We start from the raw sequence: 18,092 nt of genomic DNA on the forward strand, positions 1-18,092 counted from the left end.
ACGCCCCAGGAACTCCGCACGACTTCGGCAGGGCGACCTTCGACGCCTACTTGGACCACCTGGTCGCCACCGCGCCCGAAGTGGTCGAGTACCTCTTGTTCGAAGACGATCACGACACCGAGTGGCGCATCGTGGTGTGGGACGTTCCCGCGACCAGCTACGACCAGAGGAGCACTGTCCCGGCGGCTGGTGACCGCGCCCGCCGCCAGTACCCGCTTGCCATGGCCGCTGATGGAGTCGTGCCGCAGGCCACGAGCACCTGGCCCGGCACCGTGGTTCGCGAGCGTCTGCAAGCCAAAACGGCAAGCCTGCGCAGTAGCGACCGGATGAAGGCCGCCGGCATCGTCCAGGCCGGTGATCCTGTCCTGGCCGCCGTCGCCACGCCGTTCGATCTGCCGACCGAGGCCGACCAAGCCCGCGAGGTGGTCGACGCGCTATTCGCCGCGCTGCAGCGGGTCCGCGAACTCCACGTCTTCGCCAAGGGCGTGGGGCTGGCCGCGCCACAGATCGGCATCGGCCAGGCCGCCGCCATCGTCGTCCCACCCGACCCCGACGCCGAGGCGATCGTGCTGCTCAACCCCCGCATCACCAACGCCTCCACCGAGACCGACGAGCAGTACGAAGGCTGCCTGTCCTTCTTCGACGTGCGCGGCCTGGTCCCCCGGCCGCTCACCCTGGAAGTCGAGCACACGACCCTCGACGGCCGGCAAAAGATCACCACGTTCCCGTACGGCGTGGCCCGGCTCGTGGCTCACGAGATCGACCACCTGGCCGGGCGCCTGTATACCAGTCGCATGCTCGAGGGCGTCACCCCGATCCCGGTGGAGGAGTACCGCGGCATCGGCCGGCCCTGGACCCCGCCCGGGAACGCGCCCCATCGCTGAGATCGGCCTGCGGCCTCCCTTCTGGGTGCCCGCCTTTCGGCGGTCGTCGTCATACGGGGAGCGCAACCAACTGACGGGCAGGCGAAAGAGCCGGACAGCGGTTTGCGTCGCCGCGTATGGTCGGAGCGTGGGCAGCCTCCCGGGCCGAAGGACGGCAGCAGATGACCCCTCCTGAGCGGCCGTGGATCCCTGACCTCGACGCCTTGCCCTGGCGGGTCTACCTCATCGACCCGCAGGGTGTTCGACACTTGGGCTTCAACGACGAGGAAGGCCGCTTCTACCGGCTGTGGCCGGATCGCGAGCCGACGCCGCTGCACACGGGCGAGGCGATCGCGCTGCGGCCGAGCGACATCGACCAGATCGTCAAGCTCTGCTTCCTATGGTTGCGGACGCATCCTGGCCACCCGCGCCGCGATGCCCTGGTCGACGAGGTCGCGGCCGGCGCCAAGGCCATCGTCTTGCACTTCGCTGAGCTGGCCGCCGAAGCGGGCCATCCGGTGCGGCGCGAGCCGCCCCGCGCCAGCGTCACCGTCGCCAACCCGCTGCGCGGCTTCCCCGGCCTGCGCGACGCGCAGTCATAGCGGCTCAGCACAGTAGACGGCGGGGTCATCGTGGCCCTGCCTCCGCTTCAGCTCGCGCCGCAAGCGACGTATCGATGGTGGGACGGCACGTCACCCCCGAGACGGGAAGTCACGCGTCACTTATGGTGTGGGCCATGGGCGACGACAAGCCGGAGTTCGGGTACGGCGCGGGCGGCCGACCGTTGTGGACCGTGCGGGATCGGGACGCTGAGGTTATCCGGATGGTGCTGCGCAAAGCAGGACGGCGGGAGTTCAGCGAACGCCGTGACGGGTTTGTCGTGGAGGGCGGGGAGGATGGTGCGCCGTTCCTGGTCGCTTGCACCGACGATGCCGAGGTTTCCATGCAGGAGCTGCCGCGGTATGAGGCCGCGCTGCTCAAGGCTGGGTATCGGGTCGAGCCCGATCCTGGTGATGATCAGGTGCTGCGGGCGTGGCCGTAGTCGTGGCCGGTGCGACGCTCTCCGACGGGATCGATCGTCAGCGTGTCCGGACACCGTTGGCTGATCACCTGGCCATGATCTGATCGCGAGGGTCGGCACCCGCCTCCCGGGTCCCGCCAGAGCTGTGGGGCCTCGGGATCCGGATCAGTTCGTGCTGGTCTGCGGTCGAGTTGAGGGGTTGCTTCTGACAGGACGGTGTTTATCGTCAGAGTCATGGCCGCCCGACGCAATCCCAAGAAGGACAAGTCCGCCCGGCGGCGCCGTCCCGACCGTGGTGTGATGTCGTCGGGCAGGCGAGTGCGGATGAGCCTGGAGACGGTCACCACCTTGATGCTGAACGCTCCACCGGAGGCGTTGCCGTTGCTCGGCCTGGCCGGGGTGTGGCTGTGGAATGTCGCCGAAGACGGCAAAGGTGCCGCCTACTGCGTGGACGGCTGCCTGACCTTGCAGTATGCCCTGGCCGAGTACGGCATCGACTCCCGGGTGGAAGCAGTGATCCTCGATGTGGAGGGCAACGGCACGCACAGCCGGTACGGCGGCAACGGTCCCCACTACAACGCCAACGGCACCTTCAACGGGCACGCCGTGCTCGTGGTCCCCGAAGCCGACCGGCTCCTGGACCCGACGCTGCAGCAGTACTGCGAGGTTCCCGACACCGAGGCGGCGACGATCCCGCTGATGGTCAAGCTCGGCGGGACGAGCCTGGGCCCCGCGGTGATGGAGGTGTCCCGTAGCGATCATCGGGTGCGCTACCACCCCGTGCCGGAGCACCTGCGCGAGGCCTGGCGCAACGCCACGATCACGGCGAACGAGGGCCTCTACCGGCGGGCGGGTGCGAATCTGGCGGCCAACGTGTTCGACATGCTGCGCAGCGAGTTCTTCCGCGACAAGACGCTCGCCTCGCCCTACCCCCGTCTGCACCGCCTGGTGCAGGCACTCGGCGAGGCCAAAACAGTCGCCGACAGGCAGGGTGGCTACCGGTTCCGCCCGGCCGGGGCGGCGGCCGAAGTTCGTCTGGCCGACATCCCCTGACACGCACCCGCCCCGAACGGTGTTACAGGTCTTCGACGTAGCCGGCGGCGATCTCCTCGGGCGGGTTGGTGTACAGCTTCAGGTACCGCTCGTTGGCGTGGCCCAGGCGTCGTTCCAGCTCGGCCCGGTTGTGCCCGGATGCCTGGGAGAGCAGGTAGGCGAAGGTGTGGCGCAGGTCATGCGGACGTAGCGTGCCGAGCTGCCGGTCGGCGCCTTGGACCTGCAGGTCGTGGATGGCGCCGATCTCGCCAACGATGGTGTTGATGGAGCGTGGCGACAGCCGCCCATCGGATCGGCGGGCGGCGATGGAGGAAGCCGCCAGGAACAGCGCGACGGAGTCGGGCGTGAGGTCGCGGTCGCGTTCGTGTTCGAGGTAGTCGGCCAGCGCGGTGCGGGCGTCCAGGCCGAGAAAGACGCTGCGGCTGGTGCGGCCCTTGCCGCGCACCCCGGTCAGCTTGGCCTTCTTCACCCGGCGCAGCTGCTCGGGCTCGCGCGGCTCCAGCTGGCCAGGTCCAGGCCGGCGATCTCGGCGCGGCGCAGCCCGGTGCCGAGCATGGTGTGCACGATGGCGCGATCACGCAGCGGCCGGGCGTGGCGGTGCGTGGCGGCCGGGCCGGCGCCGCGGTGGCGGCGGCCAGTGAGCTGGTGGAAGGACTCCAGCCGGTCCAGCACGTTCTTGACGGTGCGCACCTGGGCCGCGTTCAGCGCGCGGACCTCAGGGGCGGGCAGCCGCAGCGGCTCCACGCGCTTGGTGGGGTCGCCGCCCGGCAGCAGAGCGGCCGGGGCGTGCGCGCTGATCCAGGAGAACAGCGCCGAGGCGTGGGCGAGGTGGTTGTTGACCGTGGTCGGCGCCATGGCGGCCGCACTGCCGTCTTTTCGCCGCCGCCCGGACGCGGCCAGATGATCACGCCAGGCGGCTACTTCGCGGGCGGTGATCGCCGAGACGCGTTCGTGCCCGAGCCCGGCGTCGATCCAGGCGCGCAGCCGCTCCAGATGACGACCGATCTTCGCGGCCACCTCTGCCGAGCGCACACCGTGGACCGCGAGGTGAAGGTAGCGCTCGATCCACACCCCAAGATCGTCGTCGGCCGGGTCGAGCTCCCCGGACAGGCCGACAACCTTTCGTGAAGTGATTTTGCGGCGATCCTGCCCCTCGGCCGAAACGGCCGAGCTGGGCGTCTGCTGAGGCATGCCGCAAGGTTACTTCACGGAAGGGCTCTTTCCTGAAGAGAAACGGGAGCGTCCGCATCCGGCTTATGTTTCCCGGCCCGTACGGCTAGGCTTTCGGTGACAGTACGAGCTTGTGAACAGCCCATCATCGCTGTCTGCGGGAGATCATGGATGATTAGCCCCTACGTACGTCGGCTGCGCCTTGCCGCCGAGCTGCGCAGCCTGCGCACCCGGGCAGGGCTGACGCACGAGCAACTGGCCAAGAAGATCGGCGCGTCGCGCGCGCAGATCTCCCGGCTGGAAAACAGCCATGTCCCGCCCGATCAGGACGACATCATCACGATCTTGGACGCGCTCGGCGTCGAAGGCGAGCAGTGGACGCAGTTACTGACCATCGCCCGGGAGGCCGCCGAGCGGGGCTGGTGGGAGTCCAACAAGGCGATGGGCACGCGGCAGCCGCTGTTCGCCAACCTGGAGGCCGGCGCGGTGGAGATCTGCGAGTACCAGCAGACCTTCTTCCCCGGTCTGCTGCAGACCCCGGAGTTCACCCGGGTCCGGGTGGCCGCCGACTGGTTCCAGCGGCCTGCGGGCACCGCCGCGGACGCCGCGATGGACACCGACGGCATCGTCAAGGGACGCGCCGGGCGCCAGCGCATGCTGGCCCGCCCCGGCGGGCCTACCTACGAGGTCATCGTGGACGAGGTCGTGCTGCGGCGGCGGCTGGCTCCGCCCGCGGTGTTGCGGGAACAGCTGCTGCACATGGCCGACAAGGCCCGCGAGGAGAAGATCACCGTCAGGGTGCTGCCGGTGGAGGCCGACATCGAGGGGTACGCCTTCGTGCCGTCCACCTTCTCCATCTACCGCTACGCCGACCCCGGTGACCCCGTGGTGGTCGGCGTGGAGGCGGTCACCTCCGATGTCGTCCTCACCGGCGAAGAGCAGGTCACGCCCTACTTGCAGATTTATGACCGGCTGCGCGCCGCGGCGCTGCCGGAACCCGACAGCCTCCACCTGCTGACCCAGGCCGCCAGCCGGCTGGCCGACACATAGATCAGGAAACATCATGAGCAGCGTCTCTCCGGCCAATCCCGACAAGTTCACCAACTGGCGCAAGTCGCGTCGCAGCGGTGGCGACGGCAACTGTGTCGAGGTCGCCTTCGCCGCCGACGGCAGCGTCGGCGTCCGTGACTCCAAGCACCGCTCCGGGCCATATCTGGAGTTCACCCGCGCCGAGTGGCAGGCGTTCATCGGTGGCGCGAAGGACGGCGAGTTCGACCAGCCATAACCAGACGGCCAGCGCGAACGCGGCGGAGGTCGCGGCCAGCCCTTTTCGGACTGGCCGCGACCTCCCTTTTTGTCCATTTGGGGTGACCGCAGCGTGACAGAACGTTGCGAAGCCCTTGTCAGCCCACCGGCCCGGACCCATACTGAGGACGTTTTCGGATTCTGTACTGTACAGAGCGGCGTGCCGAACAAAGAGCTGCTCTGTACCGGCAAATGCCTCGAAGGTGACGCCTATGACCATCGCGAGCGGCTCAACGGCTCAAACGGCGTCATCCTCACGCACGTCGGCCCGCACGTCGGCTTGGCCGCCCATGCCGCTGCGGTGGCGGCAGGCGTTCCCCGGTCATGAATTCCAGCTGCATCGCCTGCGCCGCTGGCTGGAATCCCTGCTTCCCGCCTGCCCTGGCCGTGACGACGTCTTCCTGGTCGCCGTGGAGTTAGCGGCCAACGCCATCGCTCACACGGCCAGCGGCCACGGCGGCTGGTTCCTCACCGAGATCACCTGGCACGGTCAGGCGGTACGGGTCGTGGTCGCCGATGGCGGCTCCGAAACCGAACCCCACCTGGTCGACGATCCGATGGCCGAGCACGGCCGGGGATTGCGCCTGGTGCGGGAGCTGTCCATGCGGATGGGCATGGCCGGTGACGCGCGGGGGCGCATGGTGTGGGCCGAGATCAGCTGGAGCCAGAGCGAGCAGCCGGTGAGCCCTCCCTCTGTCGGCGTGGCGATTGCGGGAGAACGCGCTGACCTCGACCGGCACCGCGCCGACTTCGTCACCTGGTTCGGCTACTCCACCTTGCAATGGTGGGCGCTCGCGCGCCGACCTGATGCGGGCGGCCTGCTGACCGCGCCGTCTGCTTCCGCGCTGGCCCAGTTGCTGGACCAGCAATGCCTGCACGCATGAAAGGCAAGGTCCACTCCGACGCTCAACGAAGGAGACGCACTCGTGATCGTTCCCCTGGCCGGTCCTGACATCCCCATCCACCGCAGTGGCGCCGCCGCTGTGTGTTCCACCACGGCGCAGGGGCAGGTGCGTGCGCTGTCGATGGCGCACGTCGAGGCGTGCGCGCTGGCTCACGACGTCCCGGTGGAGGACGTCCTGCTGATCGCGATCAACTTGCTGGGGATCTCCTCGACGCAGCCGCGTAACCGTGCCCGTCTCACGCTGCGGCTGGCCCGCTCTCCCCGGCGGGCGTGGATGGTGATCGTCCCGCTCAACCAGGCCGCGTCCCCGTTCCATCTGCACGATCGCGAGCTCGTGCTCGACGGCGTCACGGTGGCCGAGGTCGACCGGATCGATGCCGATGACGCGGTCGGCGGCTACTTCCGCCGCGGCGGCCGCGCGCTCACGCTCAACCCGAACGCGCGCAGCCGCTGCGTGGGGTGCGCGTTCTGCCCGAACACGCTGGAGGCCGCCGCCGATCCGCGGATGGGCCGTCAGCAGGCGCTCGAGGAATTGCTGGCCGCCCTGCGGGTCCAGCATCCCCGCGGTGACCTGTCCGAGGTCGAGGAGGTGACGGTCTCCACCGGCTGCTTTGAGCGGGAGGAGGCGGCGCTGGCGCACCTGGTGGCGTTGCGCGCGGCCCTGGCCGAAGCCGGCGTCGGCACTGAAGCAGGCGCCCGGATCGGGTTCTTGTCCTCCGTGCTGCGCAGCAGCGCCGCGTTCGAGCAGCTGGCCGAGCAGGTGTCGCCGTTCGTGCTGCGCCTGACCGCCGAATGCTTCACCCGCAGAGACGTCATGCTCAAGTCCACCAAGGCGGACCTGACCAGCGACCAGATGCCCGGCCTGCTGGCCCGAGCCCGCCGAGCCGGCCTGGACACCTCCTACACCTACATCGTCGGCCTGGACCCGCTCGCCGACATGAACGCGGGCGTGGCCGCGCTGGCCGGGCACGTCACCGCCTTCCCCAACTTCCAGGTCTTCCAGGCGCACAACCCGCTCATGGCCCAGCTGCGCGTCGATGGCGCCGACGCGCTCGACTTCTACCTGGATGCCCGCGCCCGGATCGAGCAGATCATGGCGCCGCTCGGGCTGCGCCCCGCGGGCTGGGAATGCTACCGGCCGCTGTGGTACTCCACCTTCGCCGGGCAGGAGCTGGGCGATGACGCCGCCTGAAGGCGCTGTCCTGGAGCCGGCGGCGTGCCCGCCAGCCGATGCCTCGCCGCCGATCGACCGGGTCGAGGTCATCGACCTGGCCGACGGCCCGCTGCCGGAGGGAGACGACCGGTACGCCGTGGCCGTGCACGCCGCCGGACAGGCCGGCTTTTTCGGACCCATCGGCGACCTGATCGCCGCCCTGATCCGGGCCGGGCTCGGCGCCTGCGCACTCGGGCACCAGGTCGACGACCATCGCGGCCTGCACCACAAGCTCACCGGCCGCCTCGGCGGGCACGGCGGCGGACTCGGCACCTGGGCCGTGGGCGCGCTCGACTGCGCCGTCTGGGACCTGCACGGACGCCTGACCGGCCGCACCGTGGCCGACCTGCTGGGCGGCCACCCGGCCGAGAAGGCGGCCCGAGTACCGGTGTACGCCTCCCAGCCGAGCGCCGACCTGACCCAGCCGGGCCTGCGCGCTGAGGTCACCCAGGCAGCGAGCAAGGGATACCGGTTCACCAAGTGGGGGCTACGCCGCGACCCCCACCTGGCGCCGGGCCGCGCCGCCGCCGTGATGGCCGCCGCAGTGGAGCGGGCCAGCACCTGGGCCGGCGCGCCGGTAGCCGTCGACGCGCTCGGCACCTGGGATCCGACGACGACCGCGCTGCTCGCCGATCGGATCAACCCCGCGGCGCTGTACTGGCTGGAAGACCCGCTGCCCGACACCTGTCCCGAGGCCTACGCGCAGCTGGCCCGGCGATGCGTGCTGCCGCTGGCGGTCGGCGAGCGTGTGGCCGACCCGCGCCAGGCCGCGCGGCTGCTGACCCACACGTCCCCGATGGCCTTCATCACCGATGTGGTCTGGTGCGGCGGCCTGACCGCCGCCATCGACCTGGCGCACCTGGCTCGCGCGTGCCAGATCACGCTCTACCCGCACGGCCGCGCCCTGGCTCCGGCCCTGCATCTGGCCTGCGCCTATCCCGACGTGGTCGGCGCGGTGGAATATCAGCTCCAGTGGGAGCCGCGCCGTCAGGCCCTGTTCACCACGCCCTTGCCGGTCGCCGAGGGGCGCATCCGCCTCCCGGACGAGCCCGGGCTGGGCCGCACCCCGCGCAAGGCGGCACCATGAGAGCCGGCAAGAGCGCGACGACGATCACCATCAGCGGGCACGTCCGCCACACCGGCAGCCCGGCCGCAGCCGACACGGAGCCAGCCGAGGCGGCCAATGACCTGCACCTGGTGTGCGCGACACGGCTGGACGGCTACGACACCTTCCTGTCCGGCGACCTCACCCTCAACAACGGCCAGCAGATCAACGTCCGCATCCTCACCTTCGACGATCTGACCGTGCTTCTGCCCCGCCAGCACCTGGACGGATGGGCCGACGGGCAGGCCTGGAACGGCACCCTGCGCCTTCGGCCAGCCGCCAGGAAGGCCGAAGTCCCCGACGACATCGCCGAGGCGATGCACGCGGCGGGCCTAGAGGAAAGCTCCTACGACCCGGGCGAGCTGACCCACCTGCTGACCTGGCTGGACGAGGCCGCCGATGCGGACCTGCGCCACCAGCGCCTGGCCGTGATCGTCCAGTCGCTGGCCGCGCATCCTACGCGCCCAACTGGCGCGCCTCCTCATGCCGCCGGAGCCGCATGATGACCGAGACCGCCGCCCCGCAGCTGATCACCCCGCAGCTGATCACTCTGGACGTCGGCTACACGCTGGGTGCCCCGAGCGGCGCCTCCCTCACCGCCGTGCTCGCCGAGGCCTCCCCCCTGCCCGGAGCCGAAGCCCGCCGCGTCGTCCAGCGACACCTGCACACCCGGGCCGCGCTGGACGAGGATGCCATCGCCCGGGTGTGCCGGGACCTGCGCATCCCTCGCGACGCCTTCCCCCGCAACCACCGGCCACCCCGCTTCGACTTCTGGCCGGGCGCCATCGAGGCGGTGGCCGAACTCGCCGACCTGCTGCCGGTGGCCACGCTGTCCAACGTCACCCGCGCCGATGACGAGGCATCGGCGGTGGCTACGACGCTTGCGCCGTACCTCGCCGGCCACCACCCCTCCTACCGGCTCGGCTACGCCAAACCCGACCCGCGCGCCCTCCACGCGGTAGCAACCGCCCACGGCGTGTCACTTACGGCGATCATCCACCTGGGTGACAGCGTCGAGTACGACGTACGCGCCGCCCTGCGGGTCGGCGCCCGCGCCGTGTGGATCACCGAGCAGCCGCCGCAGGCGATCCCGGCCGATCTGGTCACCGCCGCCGGGCGCCTGCACCTCGCGCCGACCCTGAACACAGCCGTCGCCTACGTGCGCGACCTGCTGAAACCCGCACAGCCGCCATCACCGACACTAGAAATAAGGAGCCTTCCATGAGCAAGTTCGCCGGCACCGCCCGCTACTACCGGCTGTATCGGCCGGGCATCCCGGCCGAGGCCGTCCAGCTGCTGACCGCCGAAACAGACCGGCGGGCGCCGGCGCGCCGGCTGCTGGACCTGGGGACGGGGACCGGGCAGGTGCCCGCCGCCCTGCACCAGCTCTTCACCGAGATCGACGCCGTCGAACCGGACGCCGACATGGTCGTCCAGGCCGACACGGCCCTGCGGTCGCTGATGATCCAGGATCTGCCGGTGCGCCTGCACCACCAAAAGGCCGAGGACTTCACCCCGCCCTATCCCGGCTGGCGCGCCGACCTGGTGACGATCTGCCGCGCCTTCCACTGGATGGACCAGGACGCGGTGCTCAAGAAGCTCGACACGTACGTGGCCGAGCCCGGCGTGGTCGCCGTGATGGGCGACGGCAGCCTGTGGACCGCCCGCAACCCCTGGACCGACGCACTGCGCACCCTCATCCAGCACTTCCTCGGGACCGAGCGCCGCGCCGGCGGCCAAACTTACGCCCACCATGACCGGCCGTACGCCCAGGTGCTGGCCGATTCGGCGTTCTCCCACGTGGCCGAGCACCGGATCGAGCTCAAGCGCGTCTGGACGCCGGAGCAGGTGATCGGCTACCTGTATTCGACCTCGTTCGCGGCCCGGTCGCTGTTCGGCGAGGCGATCGAGGAGTTCGAGGAGCAAGCCACCACACTGCTGGAGGAGTTCGCCGCCGAGGGCCCGCTGCTGGAGGAGGTCGAATTCCAGGTGGTGCTGGCTCGCCGCCCCACCCAGCCCTGACGCCCCTGGTCCCGGGCGGGACCCGGCCCCGGCCCTGCTGCGGCTCTACCCGTCCGGCACCTGCTTTCTGCCGACCGGCCGCACCCCGGCCGGAGGCCGCACTCCCGCCCGGCGTGCCTTCTCGCACGCATCCTGCGGCGGGCACCTGCTGCTCACATCTCCGGGAAAGGGGATCTTCGATGCCCGTTTACTCCCCGCTCAGCACCGCCGACCAGCACACCTTCATCCGCGACGGGCTGCTGATCCGCCGCGGCCTGATCCCCGGCCACCTGCTGGCAGCGGCCCAGGCCCGCATCGACGACTGGTATCAGCACGACCTCAACACCGCCCGCATCGCCACCTACACCCAAAGGACCTTCGCCCCCGAGCTCGGCAACCACCCCGACCTGCTGGGCCTCTACACGGGCTCCGACGCCTGCCACCTGGCCGAAGCGCTCCTCGCCCCCGCCCGCCTGGCTCCCGTCACCAGCGTGCAGGTGCAGATCCGCATCCCGGCGGCCGCTCTCACCACGACGCAGCCGGTCAAGACCATGCACGTCGACGGCGTGGCCTGCCCTCACCTGGATCCTCGCGAACTGCGCACCTTCACCCTGCTGGTCGGCGCGCTGCTGTCTCCGATCGAGACCGCCGATGACGGCGCGCTGCACTACCTGCCCGGCGGCCACCACCGCATGGCCCGCTGGTTCGCCGGCGAACGTGCCGACGACACCGTCGAGCAGGTCCCGGCCGACGTCGAGGCCGAGCCGGGCGTCGCTCTGCTCGGCGAAGTGGGCGACGTCATCTTCATGCACCATCTGGTGCCGCACCGCGTCGGCGACAACACCAGCGACCGGCCCCGCGTCATGGCCTACTTCCGGCTTTCCCACATCGACCACGACCAGCTCGTGCTGTCGGCGCTGACCGACCCGTGGGCCGAATACCCGCACCTGGCCACTCTGACGAACCGCCCATGAACGGGGCATCCATGAGCAGGGCATCCATGAACACGGTGCCCATGCGGCTGTCCAGCGGCGACCTGGAGCAGGCCGCCGCCGCGGTGACGGCCGGGCAGTTGGTCGCGGTGCCCACGCCCCGCTGGTACATGCTGTGCGCCGCGGCCGGTGATGCGGCCGCCTGCTCCGCGATCTTCACCGCCAAACAACGCCCCTCCGCAAAACCGCTGCTGCTCGTGATCGCCGACCCGGCCGACGCGGCGCGCCTGTTCACCCTCAGCGGCGCCGCCCGCGCCCTCATCGGCCAGCTGTGGCCCGGGGAACTCGCCTTACATCTGCCCTGGCGCGCCGCCGGCGTCCGCGCCGCCTACCCGGCGATCGGCGACCCCGCCCTCCTGCAATGCCCGGCAGGAGTCCTCGGCCGGCTGGCCGAACTGGCCGGGCCGCTCGCCGCCGCCAGCCTGTCGGTCTCCACGCCCGCCACCGCAGCCGATGAATGGCCCGCCCTCACCGCCGGCGAGGCCGAAGCGTTCATCGCCGCGACCGGCGCCCCGGTCGCGGCGATCATCGACGACGGCATCTGCCCGTACGGGACGCACCTGACCGTCGTGGACTGCCCGGCCGACATCCCCGGAGGCGGCCTCGACGTGCAGATCACCCGCCACGGCAGCGTGCACCCGCGCGCCATCACCGCCGCCCTGACCCCATCCGCCCAACCCCGAACCGGACAGGAGCAGCCGCATGTGGGGTGAGCTCGCCGCCCGCGCCCACCACCGGGCCGACGACAAGGCCGTCACCGACGTCTTCGCCGCGCTGAACTACCTGTGCGCCGCCCAGCTGTACCTGGCCGACAACGTCGGCCTGCGCCGCCCGCTGACCCCGGCCGACGTCAAAGACCGCCCGCGCGGACACTGGGGCATCTGCCCGCCGGTCAACGCCATGCTCGCCGCCCTCGGCCCACTCCGGCGAGCCCTGGCCGACGAGCCGGACGCTCAGGGCCTCGAGGTGCACATCGTGCATGGCGGCGGCCACGCCGCCCCTTCCGCTCTGGCGTACGCCTACCTCACCGGCGAGCTCGGTCGCGCCGATCCGGCCTTCGCCCGCTCGCCGGCCGGACTGCACCACCTGGTCACCGGCTTCCCCCACCCCGCCTTCGGCGGCGAGATCACCCCGCTGATCCCCGGCCACCCGCACACCGGCGGCCAACTCGGGCCCGCCCTGGCCATCGCCCAAGGCGCGGTCCTGGACGCCCCGCACCGTCTGGCCATCGCGCTGATCGGCGACGGCGAATGCGAGACCGGCGCCACCGCGGCGGCCTGGCTGGGCGCCCGCGCCCTGCGCGGCACCGGCGGCCACGGCACGGTGCTGCCCGTCGTGCTGCTCAACGGCCAGCGCATGGGCGGCCCCTCCCTGCTGGCCGGACTCTCGCCCGACGAACTGCGCGGCTACTTCACGGGCCTGGGCTATGAGCCCATCGTGTGCGACGGCCACGACCTCGGCCAGCTGCGCCAGCACCTGGCCGCCGCGCTGGAGGTCGTGCCCGCTCTCGGCGCCGACACCGGCGGCGTGGTCCTCGTGCTGACCATGCCCAAGGGCCACACCGGGCCCGACCGGATCGGCGACAGACGCCTGAACATGCACAAGACCCCGCTGAGCCGCCCGCGCACCGACCCGGCCGAATTCACCGCGTTGAAGGACTGGCTGACCGGCTACCAGCCGCACCGGCTGCTGACCGGCGACGGCCAGCCCGCACCCGGTCTCGCCCCGGCGTTGCCCGGTCCCACCCAAGCGCCCGCCGACGCCGGGGCGCTCACCGCGCCGCGCGGCTGCATCGCCGCCAGCTGCAGCGTCGCCGAGACCACCGAGCACGCTCCCTTCGCCGTGGCGTTACCCCACCTGCTGCGCCAGCGCGCCGCCGCCGGCTCCTTCCGCCTGTTCAGCCCGGACGAGCTGGCCTCCAACCGACTGCCGCTGGCCGACGCCCGCAGGGGCCTGCCGTCCTGGGCGGTCGAGGTGCTGAACGAGGAACTGTGCCACGCCTGGGCCCAGGGCTACACCGAGACCGGACGGCACGCGCTGATCGTCGGCTACGAGGCGTTCGCCCCGATCACCGCCAGCCTCATCGTCCAGCAGCTCAAACACCGGGCCGCCCGCCGCCACGCCGGCCTGCCCGAGTTGCCCAGCCTGGTCTACCTGCTCACCAGTCTGGGCTGGCACAACACCTTCACCCACCAAAACCCGGGCCTGATCTCCGCGATGATCGCCGCCGCAGACCCGACGCTGCGCCTGTACACCCCTGCCGACACTGCCCGCACCGCCGCGACCCTCACCTTCGCCCTGCGCAAGCTCGGCCGGGCCAGCATCATCACCGCCAGCAAACACCCGCTGACACCCCACCCGCTGACCACCCTGGATGACGAACTGCGCCACGGCGCGGCGATCTGGCCCCACCTGAGCGACGCCGGACGCCCGGACCTGGTGCTGGCCTCCGCCGGCGACGTGCCCGCCCACCAGCTGAGCGCCCTGGCCGCCCGGCTGCGCCGGCGTAGCGGGCTACGGCTGCGCTACGTCCACATCCACGACCTGACCGCACTCGGCGATCCGGGCCTGTGGCCGCACGCCCTGAGCGACGACGCCCTGAACGAACTGTTCACCACGCACGCGCCCATCCTGCTGGCCACCACTGGCCACGCCGCCGACATCCACGCGCTGCTCGGCCCCCGCCACCCGGGAGCGCGCCTGCGCGTGCTGGGCTACCACGACCCCGGACGGCCGGTCAGCACCGAACAGCTCCTGGCCTCCTGCGGCCTGGACCTGGATGGTTTGACCCGGCACGCCCTGGAGGCCGCCCGCGCCCATCGGCCGACCCCCGCCCGCCTGCCCCAACCCGGCCGCCCCACCAGCGAACCGACCAGCGAGAGGACCGCCCATGCCTGAGACGACCTCCGTACTCGCCGACGCGAGCACGCCCGCACCGGGCCTGATCGAGGCGTTCGACCGCGACGGCTACGCGATCATCCGCGACGCGTACGAGCCCGGCCTGCGCGCCGAACTCCTGGCCGCCGCCCGCCGGCTGCTCGCCTCCACCATCACCCAGGGCCGCGACCGCGGCGGCGACGGCAAAGACGGCTTCCGCGGCTGCATCGCCCTCGACGACACCTTCCTGGCGCTCCTGGCCAACCCGCGCACCCTCCCGCCCCTGACCGCGCTGCTCAGCCCCAACCTCCACCTGCTGTCGGCCCACCTGATCGCCCTGCCCTCCGGCACCCCGCGCACCATCCGCACCCCCCAGCGGCCCGGCTGGCACCGCGACATGTACGGCGTCACCGACGACCTCAGCCCCGCCCACACCCCCCGCATGGCCATCAAGGTCGCCCACTACCTCACCGACCTCACCCCCGACTGCGGGCTGACCATGTTCCTGCCCGGCAGCCACCACGCCACCCAGCCACCCACCATCGACCCCGGCGCGATCGACCCGCCCGGCGCCATCACCCCCGACCTCGGCCCCTGCGACGTCGTCCTGTTCGAAAACCGCACCTTCCACGCCAGCGGCGTCAACACCTCCGGCCAACCCCGCATCGCCTTCATGCTCCAGTACGGCTACCGCTGGCTGCAGCCCGTCGACGACCCCGCCCCCCACCTGCTGCACCGCGCCGACCTTGACCCCATCACCCGCCAACTGTTGGGCGCCCCCGACCGCAACCCCGACGGCTCCCTGGCCAAGGGACACGGCGCCACCCCACTGCGCACCTGGTGGACCACCCTCACCTCGTGACCTGCTCCTGCGAGGGCTGCCCCCACCGCAGCTTGCCCGTTATGCCCCGCCCGGCCCCCGGCAGACACTACGGTGAGCGCCATGACCGCAGCCGCGCCCCGTCCCGACCAGCCCGCCTCCGTACAGCAGCTGGCCGCCGCCCTGGCCGCCCTGGGCATGTACAACGGCGACGGCAGCCAGGCCGAGCATGAGGCCGAGCAAGCCCGGCTCGGCCAGCGGCGCTATCAGCTGCGGCTGGCCAACGCCCTGCTCGGGGCGGCCCAGATCGAGGCGATGCTCGCCGAGACCCTCGCCGACGGTGAGGTGGACCTGGCCGAAGCGCACGATCAGCAACTCGTCACCGCGGGCGTCAACGACGACCCGATCAAGCTGACCGGCTTCCTGCAATGGCAGACGCTGCGCGTGGCGGGGCCGCTGCGGCTGATCGCCCAGGACCCGAGCACCGGCCCCATCCCGCTGGCCGCCGCGCACGCCGCCGATGGCCTGCAGCAACTGCTCGGTGTCGTGGCCGCCGGTCAGGTGCCCAGCGTGGAGCAGGTCAAGGAGCATGTCGCCGCGATCGAGAACGCCCGTGAGTGCCTCGTCCAAGCCATCGGCAACATCGACATCCTGCTCGACTCGGCGGCCTGCACACCATCCTGGGCGAAGACTGACCCGCGCAGGACAGGGGCCAGCGCGCCGAGCCGGGAAACCGGCGGTCACGCGACGGGGAAGCTCTTGGAGACCTTCACACTGGAGACCGGCATCCGGCCGCCGCTCGAGTGCAGCCGGATGTAGGCCACCGGCTCCTGGGAGGCGTGCACGAGATCGGCGATGGCCCGCGTCATGGCATCGATGATCTCAGCCGCCGTGATGCCGACGAAGCCGTCAATACGCACCGGCTCAGCGCGACCGGCCGCATGAGCCCACAGCACGCCGCGGGTGTTCGACTCGCCTGCGCGGTTGTCGGGTGCGCCATCGGAGACGAACAGACCGGTGAGGTGATCGGCACGTATCACCTCGGACATCGAGCCGCAGATCCAGATCTGGGAAAGGTCCGTCATGACCTCGATTGTGGCGGCGAACCCCAGTGATCGTTGTGGGCTGTACCTTTTTGGTCTTGCTGGGAAGGGCACGTGCCAGGCGTCCATTGCGCCACCGCTCTGCCGAATCTCACCCGTAAGCGGATCTTTCCGAAACACAGAGACGTAATGCGATGGAGCTCGCAGCGCTCTCTGGGATTGTCGTGTCCATGAGTGTGGATGACCCGGCCGGCTGGTCAAACGACCCGAAGAACTCGCCGGCGCTGGCGGCCGCGGCGCGTGCCGCGACTGACCGCTATCGCGGGTGGATGGACCAGCTCGACGCCCAGATCAACGAGCAGGCGCAGTCGCCGACCGCATCGGTCTCGATCGCCGCGTGCGTCGCGGTTGCCGCCCAGCTCGCGCTGGGCCACGCGGTCGAGTTGATGTCGGTGTTGCATGGCCAGGACCTGGAAGCCGAAGCGGGCAAGCTGGTCGAGGCTGAGTGGGACGGCGTGCGCCTCGACGTCGCCCGGCAGAGCTGCGCACGCAGCGTGCGCAGCGGGTTCGGGGTTGCCGAACCTGCGGACCTCACCGACATGCTGCAGGAAAGCGACCTGGACGAGCGGGTTCCACAGAGCGCGTCGCTGGCGTTGGCGGCGATGCTGGCGGCGGGCCTGGCCCATGCGCAGATCGAACCCGAACGCTGGCCTCTCCCCGAGATGGCCAGGCAGGTAGCGCGCCAGGCCCTGCAGGCCGCCACGGCCGACCAAGGAGACGACACGATCGCCCAGTGGTTCGCCTCACTTGGTCCGGCGACCTCCCGCTGAGGCGACCACAGGACAGCTCCCCCGCCCAGCAGCACCCGGGGGGACGATCTGGCGGGTGGCGCCCCGCGCCCCGGGGAGCAGCTGCGCCGATCCCCGATCGATCCCGCCGACGGCCAACAAGGCGACGGTACAACCCAGAGACCCGGGCGTCATGTGGACGAACTGGAAGGACGGGCAGGGCGACCCCGACGCCTTCGTTTTCGCGTCCCCGCAGCTCAACCGCTTATAGCCGTACGCGTCTGCGTCACACGGCCAGCTTCGGTGACGCCTTCGCGTAGCGCCTGCGCGGGCGAGGAACCGCCTCGGCGGGCCCGCCAGGCCGCCGTACGGCACCGCGGCCTGTCGTAGACGGCGTCACGGCAACGGCCGACGCCGGGGACGAACCAGGTGCCGCATACCGGGCAAAGCCGCCCGATCTTCTCCGGCAGCCCTGCGGCAGCGGCGAGATCGACAGCGACAGCCTTCTTCCAGTACAGACGGCGCCGACGATCGGCAGCACGACAAGCGGGGCTGCAAAAACGCGCGTCGGCTCTGGCCCTGGCCCGCAACGGTCTATAGCAGTGCCGGCACCGGCGAGAGTTCGCCATATCTCCAGCGTACGCGCCGCGCAAAGTCGAGCGGGGAGCGAGTCGGCACACCCGAGGCGGAGGAGTCGAGACCGGTCCCGTCGCGACCGCGAACGTCGAACTCCCCCTCTCGGCGGTAGCCGTCCGGGCATCAACGAGAAGCGGGTTTGCCAACCTTTGTGGCCGTTGGGGCGTCTGTGGATAAGTGGGCGTTTAGCCCTGAAAGATGATATAAAGGCCGCTTTGTCTCGCACACTGATCGCCATATCAACACGAGCTTCGACCAACTTTGGTGGTGGATAGGCGATTCGAGGGAGTGCGACGCGCCC

Annotated in this window: 21 protein-coding genes; 18 read left to right on the forward strand and 3 right to left on the reverse strand. The window is 70.9% G+C overall.

The window, feature by feature from the left end:
- The 4 genes from ACWEJ6_RS50865 to ACWEJ6_RS50880 form a co-directional block, all read left to right on the forward strand.
- A partial coding sequence (locus ACWEJ6_RS50865; RefSeq protein ID WP_452432760.1) for a peptide deformylase occupies positions 1-884 on the forward strand: 884 nt, incomplete at its 5' end.
- A gap of 161 nt (positions 885-1,045) precedes the next feature.
- Positions 1,046-1,465 (forward strand): hypothetical protein, encoded by a 420-nt coding sequence (locus ACWEJ6_RS50870; protein ID WP_452432762.1) that lies wholly within the window; start codon positions 1,046-1,048, stop codon positions 1,463-1,465.
- Positions 1,466-1,599: 134 nt separating this feature from the next.
- Positions 1,600-1,905, forward strand: a complete 306-nt coding sequence (locus ACWEJ6_RS50875) for a hypothetical protein (protein WP_452432764.1) — start codon at positions 1,600-1,602, stop codon at positions 1,903-1,905.
- A gap of 213 nt (positions 1,906-2,118) precedes the next feature.
- Positions 2,119-2,937, forward strand: a complete 819-nt coding sequence (locus ACWEJ6_RS50880) for a hypothetical protein (protein ID WP_452432765.1) — start codon at positions 2,119-2,121, stop codon at positions 2,935-2,937.
- A gap of 22 nt (positions 2,938-2,959) precedes the next feature.
- Here the strand turns inward: ACWEJ6_RS50880 and ACWEJ6_RS50885 are convergent, their stop codons facing one another.
- Together ACWEJ6_RS50885 and ACWEJ6_RS50890 are read right to left on the reverse strand one after the other, a co-directional pair.
- On the reverse strand, positions 2,960-3,406 hold the full coding sequence (locus tag ACWEJ6_RS50885) for a tyrosine-type recombinase/integrase (RefSeq protein WP_452432767.1): 447 nt from the start codon (positions 3,404-3,406) through the stop codon (positions 2,960-2,962).
- A complete protein-coding gene (locus ACWEJ6_RS50890) occupies positions 3,403-4,128 on the reverse strand; it encodes a tyrosine-type recombinase/integrase (protein ID WP_452432768.1) in 726 nt (241 codons plus the stop codon). The genes ACWEJ6_RS50885 and ACWEJ6_RS50890 overlap by 4 nt, the downstream gene beginning before the upstream one ends.
- Before the next feature lie 150 nt (positions 4,129-4,278).
- On the opposite strand from ACWEJ6_RS50890, the gene ACWEJ6_RS50895 reads away from it, so the two are divergent.
- The 13 genes from ACWEJ6_RS50895 (at position 4,279) to ACWEJ6_RS50955 (ending at position 16,143) form a co-directional block, all read left to right on the forward strand.
- Positions 4,279-5,157 carry a helix-turn-helix domain-containing protein gene (locus tag ACWEJ6_RS50895; protein WP_452432770.1) on the forward strand — a complete coding sequence of 293 codons (879 nt, stop codon included), beginning with the start codon at positions 4,279-4,281 and terminating at the stop codon, positions 5,155-5,157.
- 13 nt (positions 5,158-5,170) lie between these two features.
- Positions 5,171-5,392, forward strand: a complete 222-nt coding sequence (locus ACWEJ6_RS50900) for a DUF397 domain-containing protein (protein WP_452432771.1) — start codon at positions 5,171-5,173, stop codon at positions 5,390-5,392.
- A 232-nt stretch (positions 5,393-5,624) separates the two neighbouring features.
- The gene (locus ACWEJ6_RS50905; protein ID WP_452432772.1) at positions 5,625-6,296 is read left to right on the forward strand and encodes an ATP-binding protein; all 672 of its coding nucleotides are present in this window, start codon (positions 5,625-5,627) and stop codon (positions 6,294-6,296) included.
- Positions 6,297-6,338: 42 nt separating this feature from the next.
- On the forward strand, positions 6,339-7,508 hold the full coding sequence (locus ACWEJ6_RS50910; RefSeq protein ID WP_452432774.1) for a radical SAM protein: 1,170 nt from the start codon (positions 6,339-6,341) through the stop codon (positions 7,506-7,508).
- Positions 7,495-8,616 carry an enolase C-terminal domain-like protein gene (locus ACWEJ6_RS50915; RefSeq protein WP_452432775.1) on the forward strand — a complete coding sequence of 374 codons (1,122 nt, stop codon included), beginning with the start codon at positions 7,495-7,497 and terminating at the stop codon, positions 8,614-8,616. The genes ACWEJ6_RS50910 and ACWEJ6_RS50915 overlap by 14 nt, the downstream gene beginning before the upstream one ends.
- Positions 8,613-9,137, forward strand: coding sequence for a hypothetical protein (locus tag ACWEJ6_RS50920; RefSeq protein WP_452432777.1), 525 nt, complete (start codon positions 8,613-8,615; stop codon positions 9,135-9,137). The genes ACWEJ6_RS50915 and ACWEJ6_RS50920 overlap by 4 nt, the downstream gene beginning before the upstream one ends.
- Positions 9,134-9,859 (forward strand): HAD family hydrolase, encoded by a 726-nt coding sequence (locus tag ACWEJ6_RS50925; protein WP_452432778.1) that lies wholly within the window; start codon positions 9,134-9,136, stop codon positions 9,857-9,859. Before ACWEJ6_RS50920 ends, ACWEJ6_RS50925 begins: the two co-directional genes overlap by 4 nt.
- A complete protein-coding gene (locus ACWEJ6_RS50930; RefSeq protein WP_452432779.1) occupies positions 9,856-10,656 on the forward strand; it encodes a class I SAM-dependent methyltransferase in 801 nt (266 codons plus the stop codon). The genes ACWEJ6_RS50925 and ACWEJ6_RS50930 overlap by 4 nt, the downstream gene beginning before the upstream one ends.
- Before the next feature lie 179 nt (positions 10,657-10,835).
- A complete protein-coding gene (locus tag ACWEJ6_RS50935) occupies positions 10,836-11,609 on the forward strand; it encodes a phytanoyl-CoA dioxygenase family protein (RefSeq protein WP_452432780.1) in 774 nt (257 codons plus the stop codon).
- 26 nt (positions 11,610-11,635) lie between these two features.
- Positions 11,636-12,340, forward strand: a complete 705-nt coding sequence (locus ACWEJ6_RS50940) for an L-threonylcarbamoyladenylate synthase (RefSeq protein WP_452432782.1) — start codon at positions 11,636-11,638, stop codon at positions 12,338-12,340.
- Positions 12,330-14,525: a phosphoketolase family protein gene (locus tag ACWEJ6_RS50945; RefSeq protein ID WP_452432784.1), complete on the forward strand. Its 2,196-nt coding sequence runs from the start codon at positions 12,330-12,332 to the stop codon at positions 14,523-14,525. The genes ACWEJ6_RS50940 and ACWEJ6_RS50945 overlap by 11 nt, the downstream gene beginning before the upstream one ends.
- On the forward strand, positions 14,518-15,366 hold the full coding sequence (locus ACWEJ6_RS50950; protein ID WP_452432785.1) for a phytanoyl-CoA dioxygenase family protein: 849 nt from the start codon (positions 14,518-14,520) through the stop codon (positions 15,364-15,366). Before ACWEJ6_RS50945 ends, ACWEJ6_RS50950 begins: the two co-directional genes overlap by 8 nt.
- Positions 15,367-15,447: 81 nt before the next feature.
- Positions 15,448-16,143: a DUF6245 family protein gene (locus ACWEJ6_RS50955; protein ID WP_452432786.1), complete on the forward strand. Its 696-nt coding sequence runs from the start codon at positions 15,448-15,450 to the stop codon at positions 16,141-16,143.
- Here the strand turns inward: ACWEJ6_RS50955 and ACWEJ6_RS50960 are convergent.
- On the reverse strand, positions 16,065-16,409 hold the full coding sequence (locus ACWEJ6_RS50960; protein WP_452432787.1) for a hypothetical protein: 345 nt from the start codon (positions 16,407-16,409) through the stop codon (positions 16,065-16,067). The genes ACWEJ6_RS50955 and ACWEJ6_RS50960 overlap by 79 nt on opposite strands.
- Before the next feature lie 188 nt (positions 16,410-16,597).
- On the opposite strand from ACWEJ6_RS50960, the gene ACWEJ6_RS50965 reads away from it, so the two are divergent.
- Positions 16,598-17,197, forward strand: coding sequence for a hypothetical protein (locus ACWEJ6_RS50965; RefSeq protein ID WP_452432789.1), 600 nt, complete (start codon positions 16,598-16,600; stop codon positions 17,195-17,197).
- The last annotated feature ends 895 nt before the right edge of the window (positions 17,198-18,092 follow it).

It is taken from the genome of Nonomuraea sp. NPDC004702 (assembly GCF_053601695.1).